Origin of the sequence: Rhizobium sp. CF142 (assembly GCF_000281145.1) — a bacterium.
GTDB lineage: Bacteria > Pseudomonadota > Alphaproteobacteria > Rhizobiales > Rhizobiaceae > Rhizobium.
Window position 1 is genome coordinate 41455 of the sequence record NZ_AJWE01000019.1, and the last position, 18409, is coordinate 59863.

Below are 18409 nucleotides of genomic sequence, written 5' to 3' on the forward strand. Positions count from 1 at the left end.
TTCGCGGGGTCGCACAAGGAGGCACTTTATTGAAACCAGATAACCACGAGGAAACCGCCTCCTGCGAGGGCGCCGAAGACTGCGGGCAGGTTCATGCCTGCGATCACATCAGCCGCATGCTGGCGCGCATCAGCGACAAGTGGAGCCTGCTGGTGGTGCGTGTGCTGGGTCACGGGCCGCTGCGTTTCAACGCTTTGCGCCGCGAAGTCGGTGAGATCAGCCAGAAGGTCCTGGCATCGACATTGCGGGAGCTGGAGGAGAACGGCTTCGTTTCCCGGACCGTCACGCCGACCACGCCGCCGCAGGTCGAATATGCGCTGACGGATCTCGGCCGGGAGTTCCTGGATCCGGTTCGGGGGCTTGCCGAATGGGTCGTCGCAAACTCGGCGCGCATGGACGAGGCGCGGGCGGCCTATGCCAAACGCCGCGGGCTCGACTGAGGCAACCGCTGCGGTTTGCCAATAAAGCTGGTGATATCGGGGCAGGACTGCAACAGGCCGATGTTTTCCATGGGAAATTTGTCTTATCAGATAAGCATCTTCATCTTGTTGCCGCATTCCCTAATATCTGCTCGCACCAGCTTCGAACGGAGAACCTCCTGTCCATGATCAAGAAATTCATCCTTCTGGCCGTTGCGGCGAGTTACCTCTCAGCTTGCACGACGACCGACCCCTATACTGGTGAGCAGAAGGTATCCAATACCGCTGGCGGTGCTGCCCTTGGCGCGCTCGGCGGTGCCCTCGTCGGTGTCGCCGTCGGCGGCGGCGGACATGGCAAGCGCAACGCGGCGCTGATCGGCGCCGGCATCGGCGCGCTCGCCGGCGGCGCGATCGGCAATTACATGGACCAGCAGGAAGCCGAGCTTCGCGCGCAGCTTGAAGGCACCGGCATCTCCGTTACCCGCCAGGGTGACAACATCATCCTCAACATGCCGTCGAACATCACCTTCGATATCGACCAGGATGCGGTGAAGCCGGGCTTCTATCCGACACTGAATTCGGTGGCGATCGTGCTGCGCAAGTTCAACCGGACGCTGATCGACGTCAACGGCCATACGGATTCGACCGGCAGCCTGCAGCATAACCAGGATCTGTCGCAGCGCCGCGCGCTTTCGGTTGCCGATTATCTCGGCGGCCAGGGCATCGATCAGCGCCGCGTCTCTGCCGTCGGCTTCGGCCCGTCGCAGCCGGTCGCTTCCAACGCGTCCGAAGCTGGTCGCGCCCAGAACCGCCGCGTCGAAATCCAGATCGCGCCGATCACCCAGGGCTGATCAGGGAGGGCTGATCGGGCAAAGCCCGAGTAAGTCCTATCTGAGCAGATTTTACCGTCCTCCGCAGCGATGCGGGGGACGTTTTCGTTTCCGATGTCGAAAGCGCGGAGGGCCGTCTGGCTGGGTGCAGGACTTCATGCTACAGCTTGCTCCTGCGCATGATGATGACCAGCAAATGCACGACGAAAACGACCGTCCTTTCGGGGCGCTCCTCGGTGCATGCGCGCTCAATGGCATAGCGCAAACCACCCGAAGGCCCCACCGGAGACGGACGGGGCCGACAACAGAGACAGGTCCCGTTCTCCCATCCCAGATGTGAGAGACATATGCCGACCAATCTCGAAGATACTGCCTCAACGATTTCCCGCCGGTTCCATACGCCAACGCCCGCTGTTGCCATTGTTGGCGCCACAGGTGCTGTGGGTGTCGAGCTGCTTCAATGCCTGGAGCGGCGGAACTTCCCGCTCAGCCGCCTGCGGCTGCTTGCTTCCGCGCGTTCTGCCGGCAAGACGCTGCCCTTCGCCGGACAAGAGATTGCCGTGGAGGAACTGAGCGAAGCGAGCTTCGAGGGGATCGACCTCGCGCTCTTTTCCGCCGGCAGTGGTATTTCCAAGCACTATGCCGACGCCGCAGTGCGGGCCGGCGCCATCGTCGTCGATAATTCCTCGGCCTTCCGCATGCATCCTGAGGTGCCGCTTGTCGTGCCCGAGGTGAATGATGCAGCACTCGCCTCCCATCGCGGCATCATCGCCAATCCGAATTGTGTGGCGGCGATTGCGACCGTGGCGCTGGCGCCGCTCCACAGGGCGGATCCGATCCGCCGCCTCAATATCGCGACCTATCAGGCGGCATCCGGGGCAGGGGCCGCGGCGATGGAGGAGCTCAGGGAATCGACGGCCGCCTATCTCAGGGGTGAGAGCTATCAGCCGCGTGTGCTGCCGCATCCCTATGCCTTCAACCTCTTCAGCCACAATGCCGATATGGACATTGAGAGCGGCTATAATGGTGAGGAACTGAAGGTGATTGCCGAGGTCAGGCGAATCCTCGGCGCGGACGAACTTCCTGTTGGTATCACCTGTATCCGCGTGCCAGTGCTGCGGGCGCATGGCATGGCGATGACCGTGACCTTCGATGAGGCGATCACGCCGGAAGAGGTGCGCCGCCTCTATGCCGATGCTCCGGGCCTGCGGCTGGTCGATGACCGTGCGGCCAATCATTTTCCGATGCCATCGGAGGCTTCCGGTCAGGAAGATGTGCTGGTCGGCCGGATACGCAAGGATTTCGGCGATCCCACGGGGTGCAGCATCGCGCTCTTCGTCGTCGGAGACCAGTTGCTGAAGGGGGCTGCCCTGAACGCGGTGCAGATCGCCGAACAGTTACTGGCGCGCTGAAACGGGAACGGCCGGGATGACCCGGCCGTTTGCTTCAATGCTGCATCGCCGCGCCTTTGGTGATCTTGTCGACGATCTTCTTGTCGGCGCGCAGCGCAATGCCGACGACCTTGGCATCCTCGGGGGCGTATTCGGCGAAGACGGCGCGATTGGCGGCATCATGGCCGGTTGCAAACATCTCCTCGATGAAGACAGAGGAGGTCACCTCGCGCTCGATCGCGCGGCGGTGGATGGTCGAGATCGTCGTTTCGTCGGCCGACAAGACGATGATCGGCTGGATGGATAGCGGGTTGTAGAGATTGCCGGCACGATCCTTGTAGGGCTCGCCGATGATTTCAGGATATTGCCCGGCGATGCCTGTCGAAAGGAAGGCCGTGACATTCAGCTTCTGCCAGCCGGCAAGATTGTTTCGCAGGACGATCGCAATTTTGGTATCAAACATTCCAGTCTCTTTCATCAGGGTATCGGAAACGCATTGAGCCAGGATCTAACGCCGCAGATCTTCGAGGGTCTTGAACGTTTGTGCGAGCCGCAAGGGGGTAGCGGCATATTGGCCGCGCCCGCCGGCGGCGGCATCCTGACTGCACCGGCCTTTCCGGGCATCGAGCGTATCGAGGCGCAGTTCTCAGGCAATGTCTTTGAGCCGCATCGGCACGATACCTATGCGCTCGGCGTCACGCTGCATGGGGTACAGACCTTCACCTATCGCGGCGAGCGGCGCTTCAGCATGCCGGGGCAGGTGATCGTCTTGCATCCCGACGAAGAGCATGACGGCGGGGCGGCAACGGAGGCCGGGCTACATTACCGCATGCTCTACATGGAGCCGGCGCTCTTGATGGAATGCCTGGAGGCGGAAAAGATTGGGCTTCCCTTCGTCGATCAGCCAGTCATCGCCGACGGCGCGCTGGCGCAAGTGCTGCTCGCAGCACTCGGCGAACTCGACCGGGAGCTGGACGAACTTTTCGTCGACGATTTCGTCAGCCGCGTGGCGGGCGGGTTGTCGCGCCATTCGCAGGTACACCGCCGGGCTCTCGGCACGGTTGCCTGGAGGCAGGTGCGTGCGGCGCGCGATTATCTGGAGGCGCATGCATTGCGGCCAGTGCGCTCCGGGGAACTGGAAAGCATTACCGGCCTCGACCGTTTCACCCTGTCACGGCATTTCCGCACGGCTTTCGCCACCAGCCCGCATCGCTACATGCTGATGCGGCGGCTGCAGCAGGCAAAAGCGTTGATGGGCGAGGGCGAAGGTTTCGCCGATGTGGCGGTCGCCACTGGCTTTGCCGACCAGGCACATTTCATCCGGCATTTCAAGAAGGCCTATGGGGTGACGCCTGGGCGATGGGTGGGGCTTCAGCGGACAGCGCAGGTCAGCAATGGCGGCGTATCATAGCGCTTGGAGCGAACGGGAAAGTTCGGCTTCACGCCATTGCAGCCATTGCTGTCTCAATTTGCCTCTAGACAGGCCGATGGTCTCTTCGAGAACCTTGAGATCGAGAATGCGTTCGGTGCGAAAATGGCGAAAGGCCTGTTTCGCTTCGCACCACGCAATCAAAAGACAGCGCGCATCCTCATAGCCCAGGAGTACCGGCCACACGATACGGCTGGTTACCGCGTCATTCGCCGCGCGATATTCAAGCTCAATCTTTCGCCCCTCCCTGATCGCCCGCCGGACTGGACGGCTGTCGAGCGTCAGGCTGTCCATGACCTCGCCAGGTTTCAGGCTGACCGAAGGTTCGGCAATGAACGGAAGAAGGTCGTCCGGTACGGTTGATGCAATCTTTGCGATGACATCTCTGGCCGCAGTGTTGATGGCCGGGTCACCCAGCTTTGCCACCATCTGAACGCCCAGTAGAACAGCCTCGATTTCCTCTGCAGTCAGCATCAGCGGCGGCATATCGTATCGTGGGTCGAGGACGTAGCCAAAGCCAGCTTCCCCTTCGATGGGAACGCGCTGGCCAATCAGGTGGGCAATGTCACGATAGACGGTTCGTCGCGCGACCTCGAGTTCGTCCGCAAGCTGCGCCGAGGTGACGGGGCGGTTTGACCTTCGAAGAATCTGAATGATCTGAAAAAGCCGTTCCGCTTTTCGCATGGCTGGTGACTCCTGCTGCCACAACGCTGGCAGGATGACTATGTCACAAGAGCGGGCAAAGAGATCATTACGCATGAAGGAGAAAATGATGAAACTCGCATCCACCCGTCTCGTCGCTTCGGACATCGAAAGCATGGTGGCCTTCTATGAACTCGTGACGGGCTATCGCGCGGACTGGCTTGCTCCCGTCTTTGCCGAGATCGTGACACCCGGTGCCGCCGTGGCGATAGGGAGCGCGGAAACGGTTGCGCTCTTCAAGGAGGGCAGTGCGGAGCCACGCGCAAATAAAACCGCCATTCTTGAATTCATGGTATCGGACGTCGATGCTGAATTCGCTCGGCTGAGGGATCATGTCGAGGTGGTGCATGAACCCAAGGATTTGCCGTGGGGAAATCGCACGGTTCAGTTCTCCGACCCGGAGGGCACCCGCGTGGCGCTTTATACACCCGTTACCGAGGCTGCGAGACAACGCTTCAGCGGTCGATAGGCACGGCTGGCCACACTATTTATCCGTAAAGCGGCATTATCATATGCATTGCGCATGCCTACAGCAAGAAAGCTTGATGACATAACTTGCCTCCCGGGTCCGAGTTATCGGCATCAGCCGAATGCTCTCTTCACTACGACGCCTGGCTGCGCAATCGGCAGCCGGTGACAGGGAAAAGGTTCAAGGCGCAACTATGTCTTCAAATGATAAGCCACTTATCGCAATTGTCGGTGCAACCAGCAAACAGGGGAGGAGCGTCGCAGCGACGCTCCTTCGCAGCGAACGTTTCCGCGTACGCGCTTTAACCCGAAAAAAGGATTCACCCGAGGCTTTAAGTCTGGAGAAACTTGGAGCCGAGATTGTAACCGTCCCTCTCCAGCTTGGTTTCCAGAAGGATCTCGTTGCTGCCTTCGAAGGCGCGGACGGGGCATTTCTGATGACGCCGCCCGTCATGCCACCGGAGACAATAGAGGCTCCTATCGGCCGCCAACTGGCGGATGCAGCGGTTGAGGCAGGTGTCGGACATATTGTTTTCAGCACGCTCGAGAATGTCGACGTCATCTCCGGCGGGACGAAGTATGCTCCGCACTTCACCGACAAAGCGCGCGTTGCAGACTATATTCGCGGTCTGCCGATCTCTCATTCCTTCGTCATGTTGGCATTCTTCTACACAAATCTTCTCGAATATTATCCGCCGCGCATGGAAGGCGACACGCTTGTGCTGCCGATTTATCTTCCCGAAGATTTTAGAGCGCCTTTTGTCGATCCGCTCACGGCAACCGGGCCAGCCGTGCTGGAAATTTTCTCAAATCCCGAGCGCTACAACGGGAAAACGCTGCCTATCGTCGGCGATGTCATCTCGCCGCGTGAGATGGTCGAAACCTTCCGAGAGGTAACCGGCCTTAAGGCAGAATATCGAAACGCTTTCACCAGGGATGGCCTGCTGCGGCATTTTCCAGAGTTTGGCGCCAACGAGCTTTTCGTGCGCGAGCTTCTAGGGATGGTCGAGTATGCTGTCGAATATGGTTATTTCGGCAGGGAGCATGATCTGGAATGGAGCCGTCGCCTGAATCCCGACACGCTCGACTGGAAGCAGTATCTTCGAACCACGGGCTGGCGCGGCGACAAGCGATCTTTCGGGCTCTAAGTCACGATGGGCGGATTCCCGGCAGCTTAGAAATCTCGGCGACAAGAAAATCGGTGAGAAGGCGAACGCGGGCAATAGCGGAACGCTCAGGCACGATGAGCAGGCTCAGCGGGACCGGCGACGGCCGATAGTCTTCGAGCACGACCTCGAGCCGACCGTCGTCCAGGAGATCGTGGATCAGCCAATGATGGGTGGGACCGATGCCGCGTCCTGCGGCCAAGGCTTCGCGCGCTGCAAGCCCGTGATCGACGCGCAGCCTCCCATTGACTGGAACCGTCACATTCCCGCCATGGCGGGAGGAGAGAGCGATCTGATCGCTCCCGGCCACATTGGACATGATGACGGTTTCGTATCGCGAGAGATCGTCCGGGCGCTCCGGCCGCCCGTGGACGGCGAAATAAGCCGGAGCGCCTACCATCAGCCGATGGCTTTTTCCGAGCGCATGAAGCTTCATGGAGCTGTCGGTGAGAGGCCCAAGCCGGAGTGCCAGGTCAACGCCTTCGCGAACCAGGTCGATGCGCTCGTCGGTCAGGTTGAGATCGACGCTGATATCAGGATGCTGGTCCTGAAATTCGAAGATGAGGCGGGTGATGTGCATCACGCCAAGCGCTGCAGTACACGAAAGCCTGACAGCGCCTGCGGCCGCCCGACGGGCGTTTCTGGCTTCCTCGGTAGCCTGTTCGACCAGGCGTAATACCTGAAGGCAGTTGGTATAGTAGCGGCTGCCTTCGTCGGTAAGGGTGACGCGACGCGTGGTTCGGCTGAGGAGAGGTACGCCGACTGCGTCCTCGAGCTCATTGAGGTGCCGCGTCACGGTTGATTGACCGACGCCGAGCTCCCTTGCCACCGTAGACAGGTTGCCTCGCTCGGCAACGCGAACAAAGGTGCGCATTCTGTCAAGAGACAGTCCCGTGTTATCCATTTTTCAGCACAGTGAGGTTCATTCAATCAATGTAGGGAATAACCGGGCCTGCGACTAGTCAAGCATGGGCAGGAGAGCTCGGAGGCTCTTTCGACAGCCGCATATACTGACGATTTCCCGATTTAGGCGGCGTTTTCCGCAAGACCGGAGCGGCGGGCGATGAAGCGGGCGAGCGCCGGGCCGATCAACAGGATCATCATGAAGCGGCCGGTCTGCATGGCCATGACGAAGGGCACGTCGACATCGCTGGACGCGGCGATGATGGCGACGGAATCGGCGCCGCCGGGGCTGGTCGCGAGATAGGCGGTGAGCGGGTCGATGCCGGCGAATTTGTGGAGTGCCACAGCCATGCAGCCGCAGAGCGCCATCAGGATGATGATGGAGGCGGACACGCGCGGCAGTGCGCGGGCGGCGTGTTTGATGATCGAGCGGGTAAAGCGCAGGCCGATGCTCCAGCCGATCAGTGCGTAGCTGAGCGCCAGGATCCAGGTGGGTAGTTCGATCTTCAACAGGCCGAAGCCCTGCAGAAGAGCGCCGCCGATCAGCGGGATGACGATATTGCCGCCCTGGATGCGGAAGCGGAAGACGGCGTAGCAGCAGAGGGCGGCGAAGGCGACAGTCACGGCGAAGGCCGGCCAATCGACCGGCGGAAAGAAGATGACCGGCGGCGGCTCTTCGCCATCGGCGGCGACCCAGAGGCGGGAGATGACGGAAGCGCCAACGGCGACGAAGACGACGCGCAGATATTGCATGAAGGCGACGAGGCGGGCATCTGCCCCATAGGCTTCCGACATGATGACCATGGCCGAGGCGCCGCCGGGCGTGGAGCCCCATACGGCCGTCGTGCCCGGCAATACCTGCCAGCGCGTCAAAAGCCAGCCGAGACCTGCGGCGATGGCAATCACCGAGATGATGAAGACGAAGAAGAGCGGCGCGTCCTTGGCCATGGTGCCGAGGATATCGGGCGTGATGTTGCGCGCCATCAAGAGGCCGACCAGCACCTGGCCGAATTGCAGCGGCCAGTAAGGGATGCGCAGCTGCCCCTTGCCGACGGTGAGCGCCAGCACGATGGCCGCGACCATCGGGCCGATCAGCAACGAGGCGGGCAGGGCGAAGAGTTCGAGAAAAAGGACAAGAATGGTCGACAAAGCGAGCAGCAATGCCCATTTGGGCAGGCTCGCTTTCTGATGGAAGCTGCTTGCGTCCAAAATTGTGATCCCCGAACTTTTCGACCGGAGCGAGCCCGAAGGCGGAGGTGGGAGGAGGCCCCGGCAATATGAAGAGGCCGGCTGCGAGGGCCGGCAGGCGCAGACCCGGTATAGGCGCGGGTTGGCCAAGGGGTCAATTGCGGAATCTGGCCTTTGTGCTCCTAAAGTCTGGTGTGTTTGGCAAGGAAATCAAGCAGGGCACGAACGCGCGCCGGCAGAGGACCGCCCTGGCCGATATAGACGGCATAGAACTCTTCGACATCGCCGGGATTGAGCTCTTCCAACACGGGGGCAAGCCGGCCGGCGGCGATATCGGCGCGCACGGTGAATTCCGTCATGCGGGCAAGACCGGCACCCGAGAGCGCGAGATAACGCATAGCCTCACCGTCGCCGACCTGAAGGCCGGGGGTGACCGGAATGGTGATCGTCTCGAAGTTGTCTGTGACAGGCCAGCCTTCCAGCGCCCGGGCATAGGAGAATCCAATGCGGCGGTGGCGGTGCAGTTCGGCAGCCGAGCGTGGTTCACCGCGATGTTGAAGGTAATCGGGTGAGGCGACGATGATCTTTCTGGCAGCGCCAAGCTTGCGGGCGATCAGGCTCGATGTCTTCAGCGGGCCTGCGCGAATTGCGACATCGGCGCGCTCTTCCAGCAGATCGACCACCTTGTCGGTGTGGGTGATATCGAGTGTGACATCCGGATGCTCGGCCATGAAGGCCGGGATCAGCGGCGCCAGAACATGATTGCCGAAGGAGCCGCTGGTGTTGATGCTGATGCGGCCCGCCGCCTGTTCTCCCGCTGAGGCGAAACGTTCAGCCTCCGATATATTGGCGAGGATCGCGACACTGCGCTCGTAGAAGGCGCAGCCTTCGGGCGTCAGTTGCAGCTTGCGCGTCGAGCGGTTGACGAGGCGGGCGCCGAGCCTTGTTTCCAGCCGGGCGACCAGTTTGCTGACAGCTGATGGCGTCATGCGCCGCACTTGGGCCGCAGCAGAAAAACCGCCGCGCTCGACGACGCTGACGAAGACTTCCATTTCGCCCGATCGATTGATGTCCTGACGGCTCATGATGAATTCAAATCACAGATGATATGCTTTAAGGCAATCTATATCATCGTTCTGGCCGGGTCTATCTCTTCAAAAAAGGAGATTGATTCATGGAATACAGAAATCTGGGCGCATCGGGCTTGAGAGTGCCAGTGCTGAGCTTCGGGGCCGGCACCTTCGGCGGCAGCGGACCGCTCTTCGGCGCCTGGGGCACGACGGATGCGCAAGAGGCGCGGCGGATGGTGGATATCTGCCTGGAGGCGGGTGTGACGCTGTTCGATACGGCGGACGTCTATTCGGCCGGTGCTTCCGAGGAGGTGCTGGGGCAGGCGATTTCCGGAAAGCGCGATGCGGTGCTGATCTCGACCAAGACGGCGCTGCCGATGGGCGAGGGGCCGAATGATTGGGGCACCTCGCGGACGCGGCTGATCCGCGCGACCGAGGATGCGCTGCGCAGGCTCGGCACTGACTATATCGACCTTTTACAGCTTCATGCCTTCGATGCCTCGACGCCTGTCGAAGAGGTGCTTGCGACGCTCGACGGCCTCGTTGCATCGGGCAAGGTTCGTTATGTCGGCGTGTCGAATTTCTCCGGCTGGCAACTGATGAAATCGCTTGGGCTGTCCGAGAAATATGGATACCTGCGTTACGTGGCCCATCAGGTCTATTATTCGCTCGCCGGACGGGATTATGAATGGGAACTGATGCCGCTTGCCGCCGACCAGCAGGTGGGTGCACTCGTCTGGAGCCCGCTCGCTTGGGGCCGACTGACCGGCAAGATCCGCCGCGGTGCGCCATTGCCGGAGGGAAGCCGTCTGCACCAGACTGCCGAATACGGCCCGCCCGTCGATGACGAGAAGCTTTTCGATATCGTCGATGTGCTGGACGAAATTTGCGCCGAGACTGGCAAGACCGTGCCGCAGATCGCCATCAACTGGCTGATCGGCCGGCCGACGGTCTCAAGCGTCATCATCGGCGCGCGCAACGAGGAGCAACTCAGGCAAAATCTCGGCGCGGTCGGCTGGAGCCTGACGCGGGAGCAGATCGGCCGGCTGGACGCGGTCAGTGCCGTGACGCCGCCCTATCCCTATTTCCCCTATTATCGGCAGGAGGGTTTTGCGCGGCTCAACCCGCCCGCGGTCCCTGCAACAAAGATGGGATGAAATCTTCCGGAATCTTGGCTGGACAGCCGCTTTGACTTGCCTCATACCCGGCCTGCTACAGATGCTGTAGCAGGCTGTGGAATGCAGGGAGATCAAGGGCATGGCGCTGCGCGACGCGAAGGCTGGGGTGCGAAACGAGGTGGGCATCGAGGCCGTTACCGGCATTCTGAAACAGCGCTTCGGAGAGCGCTTCCAGACCGGCCAGGCCTTTCGCGCCCAGCATGCGCACACGACCACCTATATTCCCGCCCAGCTGCCCGACGGCGTGCTCTTTGCCGAGACGGCTGACGATGTGAAGACCGTTGTGCGGGCCTGTTCCGATCATAAAGTGCCTGTTATCGGCTTCGGTACCGGCTCGTCGCTTGAGGGGCAGGTGAATGCGCCGAATGGTGGCATTTCCATCGATTTCAGCCGGATGAATCGGGTACTTGAAGTCAATCCTGAGGATCTCGACTGCACGGTCGAGCCCGGCGTCACGCGCGAGGCGCTGAACACCTATCTGCGCGATACCGGCCTGTTCTTCCCGATCGATCCCGGCGCCAATGCCTCGATCGGCGGCATGACCTCGACGCGGGCCTCCGGCACCAATGCCGTTCGCTACGGCACGATGAAGGACAATGTCCTTGCCGTTACGGCAGTCACTGCATCCGGCGAGGAAATCCGCACGGCGCGCCGCGCCCGCAAATCGTCGGCCGGTTACGATCTCACACGGCTCTTCGTCGGCGCGGAAGGCACGCTCGGCATCCTGACCTCGGTGACGCTGCGCCTGCACGGCATTCCGCAGAAGATCGGCGGAGGTGTGTGCGCCTTCCCGAGCGTAAAGGCAGCGTGTGATGCCGTCATCATGACGATCCAGATGGGCATTCCGGTGGCGCGCATCGAGCTTGTCGATGCGTTGCAGATGCGGGCCAGCATCGCCTATGCCGGCCTTCCCTATGAAGAAAGCCCGGCGCTCTTCCTTGAATTCCACGGCACGGATGAGACGGTGGCGCTGCAATCGGCCGCTTTTGCCGAGATCGCGGCTGAATGCGGGGGCGGCGAATTCAAGTGGGCGGCGACCCCGGAGGAGCGCACGAAGCTCTGGAAGGCGCGCCACGATGCCTACTGGTCGGTGCGGGCACTGGCGCCTGGACTTGCCGTACTTTCGACCGATGTTTGTGTTCCGATATCACGGCTTGCGGATTGCGTTGCCGAAACGCAGGCCGATATCGAGGCAAACGGTTTGCTGGCGCCGATCGTCGGCCATGCGGGCGACGGGAACTTCCATGTGCAGCTTTTGTTCGACGACAAGAGTGCCGCGGGGATTGCCACGGCCGAGGAGTTCGTGGCCCGGCTGAATGCGCGGGCGCTGGCAATGGACGGTACATGCACCGGCGAACACGGGATCGGGCAGGGGAAAATGGCATTTCTGGAACAGGAGCTCGGGGGTAGCGTGGATCTGATGCGCCAGATCAAGCGCTCGCTCGATCCCGACAATATCCTCAATCCCGGCAAGATTTTTCATCTGGGCTGAAAATGGAATAATCTCATGATCTTGGCCCTTGCCCCCGGCATGAATAGCGCTAGTGTCGGCAACAGAATCCCGAATGGAGAATCCCTGACTTGGTAGGCCGGTTCCTCGTCTTTCTAGGAGGAGTGATCGTCGTAGTGCTCTTCGTGGCGCTGCTGGCACCGCTGTTCATCGACTGGACGGATTTCCGGATGAATTTCGAGGATCAGGCAAGCCGCATCATCGGCAAGAAGGTGACGGTGCATGGCACGGTCGACGCACGGCTTTTGCCGTTTCCGTCCGTGACGCTGCATGACGTGCGCGTCGGCCAGGAAGAAGACGGCACGCCGGTGGTGCAGGTCGAGCAGTTCTCCATGGATGCCGAGCTTGCGCCTTTCCTCTCGGGCGAGGCGCTGATCTTCGACATGCGCGTCGTCAACCCCAAGGTGCGGCTGCGGCTTCTGAAGGACGGATCACTGGACTGGATGCGCGGCAGCCAGCCGGAAATTCCGGCCAAGACCGTCGTTCTGGAAAATGTGCATGTCAACGGCGGCGAGATCGAGTTTATCGACGACCAGTCCGGCCGTTCGCGGCATGTGACGGGGCTCAATGCCGAAATGTCGGCGAAGTCGCTCGCCGGTCCATGGCGCATCGAGGGCGACGGCACGCTCGACGGTGAACATGGCAGTTTTTCGATTTCCAGCAACCAGCCGGACGAAAACGGGGTGCTGCGTGTGCGCACCCGGCTTGCCCCGGAAAAACATCCCGTCAGCGTCGATCTCGACGGCGAACTCAAGCTCGTCGACAGCCGGCCGAACTATCAGGGCACGCTTTCGGCTGCGATCGCGGATCGTGACGGCAAGACCGAAAAGGGTGAAGCGCCGCCGCCGCGCCTCAAAGGTCGTTTCGAGCTCACAAACGACCGCATCCGCGTTCCCGAATACCGCATGGAAGTCGGCTCGACCGACGACCCCTATGTGATCACGGGCGAGGCGACGCTCGACACCGGTAGTGCGCCGGAATTCCTGCTGACCGCCGATGGCCAGCAGATCGACGTCAACCGTATCGGCAATCAGGGTGCCGCGGGCAAGACCAACCGCGACCCTGCGGTTTCGGCACGTCAGCGATTGAACTCGCTGCTCGAAATTGTCGGCCAGGTGCCGATCCCGCAGGTCCCGGGCAAGGCGACGGTGCGCCTGCCGGCAATCGTTGCCGGCGATACGACGATCCGTGACGTAGCGCTGGAACTGAGGCCGGCCGGCAATGGCTGGATGATCGACAATGCCGTCGGCACGCTGCCCGGCCGCACGCAGGTGGAAGGCAAGGGCAAGCTGACGCTCACGGGTGATCCGTCCTTCAACGGCCAGATGGTGGTTGCCTCCACACAGCCTACGGGTCTTGCCTCCTGGCTGGCAGGTTCGGTCGATCCGGCGATCCGCCAGCTCCGGCAGGCCGGTTTCTCCGCCAATGTCAGCCTGACGCATGATCTGCAGCGCTTCGAGAACCTGGAGATCGCGATCGGTGCTGCGACGCTGAAGGGTCGGCTGGAGCGGCAGGCGACCAACGGCCAGACACCGTCGCTTTCCGTTGCGCTCAATGGTGATTCACTCGATCTCGATGCGCTGAGGGCGTTGACCGGCCTCTTTACCGGCCAGGATGCCGGCGACAATGTGCTCGATCACAAGATTGCCGCACAGCTCAAGGCCGACAAATTCACAGCCTTCGGTGTGCAGGCCGACAATGTCGAGACGACCTTTACGCTTGCTGACGGGGCGCTTTCCGTCGACCGGCTGTCGATCAAGAACCTTGCGGGCGCCGAACTGACGGCGACGGGCAAAGCGGAGGGATCGCTGCTCGACTATAAGGGCACCGGCGAGATCACCTTCAAGGCCGCCGATCCCGGCGCCTTCTTCGTCATGCTGCGCGAGCATCTGCCACATCACCCTGTGATGGACCGGCTGGTGCGCAACGCCGGCTGGTATGGCAATACGGCGCTGCGCGGCGCGCTGACGCTCGGCGGCGACGACGGCAATGCGCTTTCGGTGACGCTCGCAGGCGTTTCGAACGGCAGCCGCGTCAACCTCGACTACCGCATGTCCGACCTCCTGGCGCTGACCGGTAGCGGCACGACGACGCTGGAGGCGACGCTCGACAATGCCGTGCCGTCGATCCTGTTCGGGCAGGCGGGTCTCGATCCGCTGCCGGTCGACGCAGGCGCCAACGGCCGCATGACGCTGAAGGTAACGGCGGCGGGCAACGATCCTGCCGATGCCGCGCTGACCTTCGCGACAGACCGGACGTCGTTTACGGCAAACGGCAAGGTCGATGTACGGCCCGACACTTTCATGAACGGCAATGTCGCCGTATCGCTCGAAAGCGCCGATCTCGATCCGTATCTGGTCATGAACGGCATCGCGCTGCCTGAGCTTGGCACCGGGCTGCCCTTCAAGCTGCAGACCAACGCGACCATCGATGCCGACAAGGTGGTGTTGGCGGATCTCAACGGGCATGCGGCCGACAATGAATTCGCCGGCGGGCTGACCTTCGATCGCAAGGCTGCTAAGACGACGGCGAGCGGCACGCTCGCACTTTCCAAGGCCGATCTCGGCTGGCTCGGCGAAGCCGTGTTCGGGCAGATCAACGACCCCGCCAACGGCCAGTTGACGACGGCGGCCCTCGGCCTGCCGCTCTTCCGCGATCTCGACGTCAATCTGAAGCTTACCGCCAAGCAGTTCTGGCCCGGGCTTTTGAACACGGCGGTGAACGATTTCACCTCAAACGTTGCCTATAAGGGCGACGAGCTGCAGCTCAACGACATCGCCGGCAACTGGGATGGCGGCGCGCTCTCCGGTAATATGCTCGTTACGAATGCCAATGGTACGGGCTTCCTGCAGTTGCGGCTGGCGCTTGCCGATTCCGATCTCGGTGGTGTCGTCTGGCCGCGTGACGGCGCTCCTGTCGCCAACGGCAAGTTCGGCATGTCGCTGGCGCTCGAAGCTTCAGGCAAGACGGTTTCGGAAATTGCGAGTTCTCTGAATGGCTCGGGCGAAATCCGGCTCGGCGAGACGAGCGTTCGCGGGTTGAACCTTGCGATCCTGGCGCCGCTGCTGGCCGCCACCGATCCGATGCAGGACCAGATCAATGCCGGCAAGATACATCCGATTGTCGAAACGCTGCTGAACAATGGCGAGGCGAAGCTGCCGCCGCTCGGCATTCCCTTCAACGTGACTGATGGTACGCTGCGGGTCCAGAATGTCAGCGTTGCCAACGATCTCGCGCATTTGAGCGCCGACGCGCAGATCGAGCTGCCGCAGGGGCGCATCAGCGCCACGCTTGGTATCGGGCTCAATCCCGGCGCGGAGGCGCTTTCGGGCGCGGAGCCGGGCATCCGCCTGAACTTCTCCGGCCTGCTGGCCTCGCCCGGCAAGACGATGGATGTGACCGATATCACCAGCTTTCTCTCGCTGCGCGCCTTCGAGCGTGAGCGGCGGCGCGTCGAGCGGCTGCAGACCAATGTGCTGGAAAAGCAGCGGCTGCGGCGCGAGGTGGCGCTCTATCGCTTCAATGACGCCCAGCGGGCTGCAGCTGCCGAGATCGAGCGGCAACGACAGGCGGAAGAAGAGCGGCTGAGGGCTCTTGCGCAGGAAGCGGCCCAGCGCAAGGCGGAAGCCGAGGCGAAGGCGGCTGCCGAAGCTGCGGCGCGCGCCAAGGCTGAGGCAGAAGCGAAGGCAAAGGCTGCGTCGGAGGCGGAGGCTGCACGGCGGGCCGAGCCCTTGCAGCCCGGCCAGCTCAATTTCGATCAGTTGCCGGGCGTTCAGGCCCAGTAAAAAGGGCCGGTCAGGCGTTCGCCACGGCGTTTTTCAGCCAGCACAGAACGTGCAGGCGCAGCGCCGAGGAGAGGTTGCTGTCAGGCGCGCGGCCATCGTCTATTTCTGATATCAGTGCTGCGAGCGGCATGGAGCGACTTGCGGCAATCGCCTTCAACTCGGTCCAGAACTCATCTTCCAGCGAGAAACTGGTGCGGTGCCCGTGCAATGTCGCCGAATGTTTGCGGATCATCGGCCTGCTTCGTCTTCGTTGAGAAAGCGATTCAGTCAGGAACCGCATCTGTCTGATCGCCCAGGCTTTTCACCCGCTGGCGATCAGGTCTTGTCGTCTTCGATCCGGCCCTGATCAAGCGCCTTTTCGGCCTTTTCGTTGAGGGCGCGGGTCAATTGCTTTTCGGCCTTGGTACGGCCGTGGGAGATACGATTCTGCTCTGCCTGCTTCTCCTTTTCGGAGCGAGCCTGCTGCTTGCGGAACTGGCGTAGATTGACGATTTCGGCGCTCACGCGGTTGCCTCCATCATGAAAAAGGGAGGCTTTCGCCTCCCTCGGCATTACTGCTTCTTGCGGAAAGAATCCAGCGAAACGACGGAGCCCGGTTTCTTTTCCTCGCCTTCTGCAGCAGGCTTTGCAGCCGCGTCCTCCGCCTTGACGGCATCAACGGGATAGGCGGTGATCTCGGCCGCCGGAAGTTCCTCGCCGTCGCTCAGGGGCACGTCGAACTCCAGCTCGAAATTGACCGAGGGGTCGTAGAAGCCGCGGATGGCGTTAAAGGGAATGACGAGCTTTTCCGGCACGTCTGAGAAGGACAGGCCGATCTCGAAATGGGATTCGGTGATCTTCAGTTCCCAGAACTGGTGCTGGATGACGATGGTCATCTGCTCGGGATATTTGGACTTCAGGTGCTGCGAGATGCGCACGCCGGGAGCGCCCGTGAGAAACGTGATGAAGAAGTGATGGTCGCCGGGCAGACGGCCCGTCGTTGCGACTTCGGTCAAGACCTTGCGGATGACACCGCGCAACGCGTCCTGTGCCAGAATGTCGTAGCGGATATGATCCTGCCCCATGCTTTTCCTGTCTTTCGTCGGTTTGGAAGTCTTTTCACGAGCTTATATGGCACGTCCGGGCGCTTTGGGAAAGCGCCAAGCCGATTCATGCATTCATCAAGCATACATGATTTCATCGAAAAAGGGGAGAAGGTGAAGGCTTCTGTTGCCAGGTGCCTTCGGACCCCGCCTCAAGGGGCTAACCTAGAGGACTTAGGTCGGAATTCTCACACCGCCATTAGGCAGCGAGAGCGTATTCCTTAGCGTTGTTGTCGTTTGCAACTACACTTGTGACCCGATAACGGCGGTATCATGCCGAGCGAAAAGTCGATCTTTACACCCTTGTCGATCCTATTTCGCCCCCATCAAAAGCAGGCCCTTTTCCAAAAGGATATCCGCCTGCTTTTGGTGGAGGCGCCGGGTACCGCCCCCGGGTCCAATAGGTTTATTCCACCGCCCGTTTATCGCCATAGCCGGCCCGAAAGCCGGCATGGGTGATATAGTGTTTTTGTTACCGGAAGGGAAGGGGATACGTCATAAAAGCGTCGTGCTCTCCAGGGAATTTGCTTGGATAATCAGCAAGGCGCATTGGTTTGCGGCCGCTTTGCCCTTAAATTAGGTGCAAAAGGAATCAGTGGCGACCATGAAGCAATATCTCGACCTCTTGAGCCATGTGATGGAAAACGGCACCGACCGGGGCGACCGCACAGGCACCGGCACGCGTTCGGTCTTCGGCTATCAGATGCGCTTCGATCTCGATGCCGGCTTTCCGGTGCTGACGACGAAGAAGCTGCACCTGCGCTCCATCATCTATGAACTGCTGTGGTTCCTCAAGGGCGAGACCAATATACGTTACCTGCATGAAAACGGCGTCAGCATCTGGGACGAATGGGCCGACGAGAAAGGTGATCTCGGCCCGGTCTATGGCGCGCAGTGGCGCTCCTGGCCGGCACCGGATGGCGGGCATATCGACCAGATCGACAATCTCGTAAAAGGTCTCATCAAGAACCCGAATTCCCGCCGTCACATCGTTTCGGCCTGGAACCCGGCGGAAGTGGACGAGATGGCATTGCCGCCCTGTCACTGCCTGTTCCAGTTCTATGTGGCTGACGGCAGACTTTCCTGCCAACTCTATCAGCGCTCGGCCGACATCTTCCTCGGCGTTCCCTTTAACATCGCTTCCTATGCGTTGCTGACGATGATGGTGGCGCAGGTGACCGGGCTGAAATATGGCGAGTTCGTCCATACGCTCGGTGATACACATCTTTACCACAACCATTTCGACCAGGCGAAGCTGCAGCTGGCGCGCCAGCCGAAGCCGCTGGCG

The 18409-nt window shown here is 61.2% G+C and carries 18 protein-coding genes and 1 other RNA gene; 10 read left to right on the forward strand and 9 right to left on the reverse strand.

What is annotated here, in order from left to right; genetic code table 11:
* Positions 1-29 precede the first annotated feature (29 nt).
* The 3 genes from PMI11_RS05795 to PMI11_RS05805 all read left to right on the forward strand — a co-directional run bounded on the left by PMI11_RS05795 (position 30) and on the right by PMI11_RS05805 (position 2661).
* Positions 30-440: a winged helix-turn-helix transcriptional regulator gene (locus PMI11_RS05795; RefSeq protein ID WP_007814418.1), complete on the forward strand. Its 411-nt coding sequence runs from the start codon at positions 30-32 to the stop codon at positions 438-440.
* Between the two features lie 164 nt (positions 441-604).
* Entirely contained in the window at positions 605-1270 is a 666-nt protein-coding gene (locus PMI11_RS05800; RefSeq protein ID WP_007814421.1) for an OmpA family protein, read from the forward strand.
* Between the two features lie 326 nt (positions 1271-1596).
* Positions 1597-2661, forward strand: coding sequence for an aspartate-semialdehyde dehydrogenase (locus PMI11_RS05805; RefSeq protein WP_007814423.1), 1065 nt, complete (start codon positions 1597-1599; stop codon positions 2659-2661).
* A gap of 34 nt (positions 2662-2695) precedes the next feature.
* Here the strand turns inward: PMI11_RS05805 and PMI11_RS05810 are convergent, their stop codons facing one another.
* Positions 2696-3103 (reverse strand): DUF2000 family protein, encoded by a 408-nt coding sequence (locus PMI11_RS05810; protein WP_007814424.1) that lies wholly within the window; start codon positions 3101-3103, stop codon positions 2696-2698.
* A 33-nt stretch (positions 3104-3136) separates the two neighbouring features.
* On the opposite strand from PMI11_RS05810, the gene PMI11_RS05815 reads away from it, so the two are divergent.
* Entirely contained in the window at positions 3137-4051 is a 915-nt protein-coding gene (locus PMI11_RS05815; RefSeq protein ID WP_007814426.1) for an AraC family transcriptional regulator, read from the forward strand.
* Here the strand turns inward: PMI11_RS05815 and PMI11_RS05820 are convergent.
* Positions 4046-4753, reverse strand: coding sequence for a helix-turn-helix transcriptional regulator (locus PMI11_RS05820; RefSeq protein WP_007814428.1), 708 nt, complete (start codon positions 4751-4753; stop codon positions 4046-4048). The two genes, PMI11_RS05815 and PMI11_RS05820, sit on opposite strands and share 6 nt — an antisense overlap.
* A gap of 88 nt (positions 4754-4841) precedes the next feature.
* Here PMI11_RS05820 and PMI11_RS05825 point away from each other — a divergent pair, with 88 nt between their 5' ends.
* Complete coding sequence (locus PMI11_RS05825; RefSeq protein ID WP_007814430.1) at positions 4842-5240, forward strand: VOC family protein; 399 nt, start codon at positions 4842-4844, stop codon at positions 5238-5240.
* Between the two features lie 193 nt (positions 5241-5433).
* The gene (locus PMI11_RS05830) at positions 5434-6387 is read left to right on the forward strand and encodes an NmrA/HSCARG family protein (RefSeq protein WP_007814432.1); all 954 of its coding nucleotides are present in this window, start codon (positions 5434-5436) and stop codon (positions 6385-6387) included.
* 1 nt (position 6388) lies between these two features.
* On the opposite strand, the gene PMI11_RS05835 is transcribed toward PMI11_RS05830, so the two are convergent.
* From PMI11_RS05835 to PMI11_RS05845, 3 genes are all read right to left on the reverse strand, one after another.
* The gene (locus PMI11_RS05835; protein WP_007814434.1) at positions 6389-7309 is read right to left on the reverse strand and encodes a LysR family transcriptional regulator; all 921 of its coding nucleotides are present in this window, start codon (positions 7307-7309) and stop codon (positions 6389-6391) included.
* Positions 7310-7431: 122 nt separating this feature from the next.
* Positions 7432-8526 (reverse strand): AbrB family transcriptional regulator, encoded by a 1095-nt coding sequence (locus PMI11_RS05840; protein ID WP_193385596.1) that lies wholly within the window; start codon positions 8524-8526, stop codon positions 7432-7434.
* A 152-nt stretch (positions 8527-8678) separates the two neighbouring features.
* Positions 8679-9581 (reverse strand): LysR family transcriptional regulator, encoded by a 903-nt coding sequence (locus tag PMI11_RS05845; protein ID WP_007814439.1) that lies wholly within the window; start codon positions 9579-9581, stop codon positions 8679-8681.
* A gap of 89 nt (positions 9582-9670) precedes the next feature.
* On the opposite strand from PMI11_RS05845, the gene PMI11_RS05850 reads away from it, so the two are divergent.
* The 3 genes from PMI11_RS05850 (at position 9671) to PMI11_RS05860 (ending at position 16039) form a co-directional block, all read left to right on the forward strand.
* Positions 9671-10723 carry an aldo/keto reductase gene (locus PMI11_RS05850; protein ID WP_007814441.1) on the forward strand — a complete coding sequence of 351 codons (1053 nt, stop codon included), beginning with the start codon at positions 9671-9673 and terminating at the stop codon, positions 10721-10723.
* Positions 10724-10823: 100 nt separating this feature from the next.
* Positions 10824-12236 (forward strand): FAD-binding oxidoreductase, encoded by a 1413-nt coding sequence (locus PMI11_RS05855; protein ID WP_007814443.1) that lies wholly within the window; start codon positions 10824-10826, stop codon positions 12234-12236.
* A gap of 89 nt (positions 12237-12325) precedes the next feature.
* The gene (locus tag PMI11_RS05860; protein ID WP_007814445.1) at positions 12326-16039 is read left to right on the forward strand and encodes an AsmA family protein; all 3714 of its coding nucleotides are present in this window, start codon (positions 12326-12328) and stop codon (positions 16037-16039) included.
* 10 nt (positions 16040-16049) lie between these two features.
* Here the strand turns inward: PMI11_RS05860 and PMI11_RS05865 are convergent, their stop codons facing one another.
* The 4 genes from PMI11_RS05865 to ssrA form a co-directional block, all read right to left on the reverse strand.
* Positions 16050-16271 (reverse strand): ribbon-helix-helix domain-containing protein, encoded by a 222-nt coding sequence (locus PMI11_RS05865; protein ID WP_007814447.1) that lies wholly within the window; start codon positions 16269-16271, stop codon positions 16050-16052.
* A gap of 83 nt (positions 16272-16354) precedes the next feature.
* Positions 16355-16543: a DUF4169 family protein gene (locus PMI11_RS05870; protein WP_037070786.1), complete on the reverse strand. Its 189-nt coding sequence runs from the start codon at positions 16541-16543 to the stop codon at positions 16355-16357.
* A gap of 47 nt (positions 16544-16590) precedes the next feature.
* A complete protein-coding gene (locus PMI11_RS05875) occupies positions 16591-17103 on the reverse strand; it encodes an SspB family protein (RefSeq protein ID WP_007814451.1) in 513 nt (170 codons plus the stop codon).
* A 131-nt stretch (positions 17104-17234) separates the two neighbouring features.
* Positions 17235-17611: a transfer-messenger RNA gene (gene ssrA / locus PMI11_RS36145) on the reverse strand.
* A 114-nt stretch (positions 17612-17725) separates the two neighbouring features.
* Here ssrA and PMI11_RS05880 point away from each other — a divergent pair.
* Positions 17726-18409: thymidylate synthase (locus PMI11_RS05880; protein ID WP_007814453.1), on the forward strand; the 684-nt coding region annotated here is incomplete at its 3' end.

Excerpts from the sequence above, each read along its gene's own strand:
- PMI11_RS05800 (WP_007814421.1), top strand. The coding sequence starts at position 605 with ATGATCAAGAAATTCATCCTTCTGGCCGTTGCGGCGAGTTACCTCTCA.
- PMI11_RS05875 (WP_007814451.1), bottom strand. The coding sequence starts at position 17,103 with ATGGGGCAGGATCATATCCGCTACGACATTCTGGCACAGGACGCGTTG.
- PMI11_RS05825 (WP_007814430.1), top strand. The coding sequence starts at position 4,842 with ATGAAACTCGCATCCACCCGTCTCGTCGCTTCGGACATCGAAAGCATG.
- PMI11_RS05855 (WP_007814443.1), top strand. The coding sequence starts at position 10,824 with ATGGCGCTGCGCGACGCGAAGGCTGGGGTGCGAAACGAGGTGGGCATC.
- PMI11_RS05865 (WP_007814447.1), bottom strand. The coding sequence starts at position 16,271 with ATGATCCGCAAACATTCGGCGACATTGCACGGGCACCGCACCAGTTTC.
- PMI11_RS05820 (WP_007814428.1), bottom strand. The coding sequence starts at position 4,753 with ATGCGAAAAGCGGAACGGCTTTTTCAGATCATTCAGATTCTTCGAAGG.
- PMI11_RS05810 (WP_007814424.1), bottom strand. The coding sequence starts at position 3,103 with ATGTTTGATACCAAAATTGCGATCGTCCTGCGAAACAATCTTGCCGGC.
- PMI11_RS05850 (WP_007814441.1), top strand. The coding sequence starts at position 9,671 with ATGGAATACAGAAATCTGGGCGCATCGGGCTTGAGAGTGCCAGTGCTG.
- PMI11_RS05830 (WP_007814432.1), top strand. The coding sequence starts at position 5,434 with ATGTCTTCAAATGATAAGCCACTTATCGCAATTGTCGGTGCAACCAGC.
- PMI11_RS05835 (WP_007814434.1), bottom strand. The coding sequence starts at position 7,309 with ATGGATAACACGGGACTGTCTCTTGACAGAATGCGCACCTTTGTTCGC.
- PMI11_RS05805 (WP_007814423.1), top strand. The coding sequence starts at position 1,597 with ATGCCGACCAATCTCGAAGATACTGCCTCAACGATTTCCCGCCGGTTC.
- PMI11_RS05845 (WP_007814439.1), bottom strand. The coding sequence starts at position 9,581 with ATGAGCCGTCAGGACATCAATCGATCGGGCGAAATGGAAGTCTTCGTC.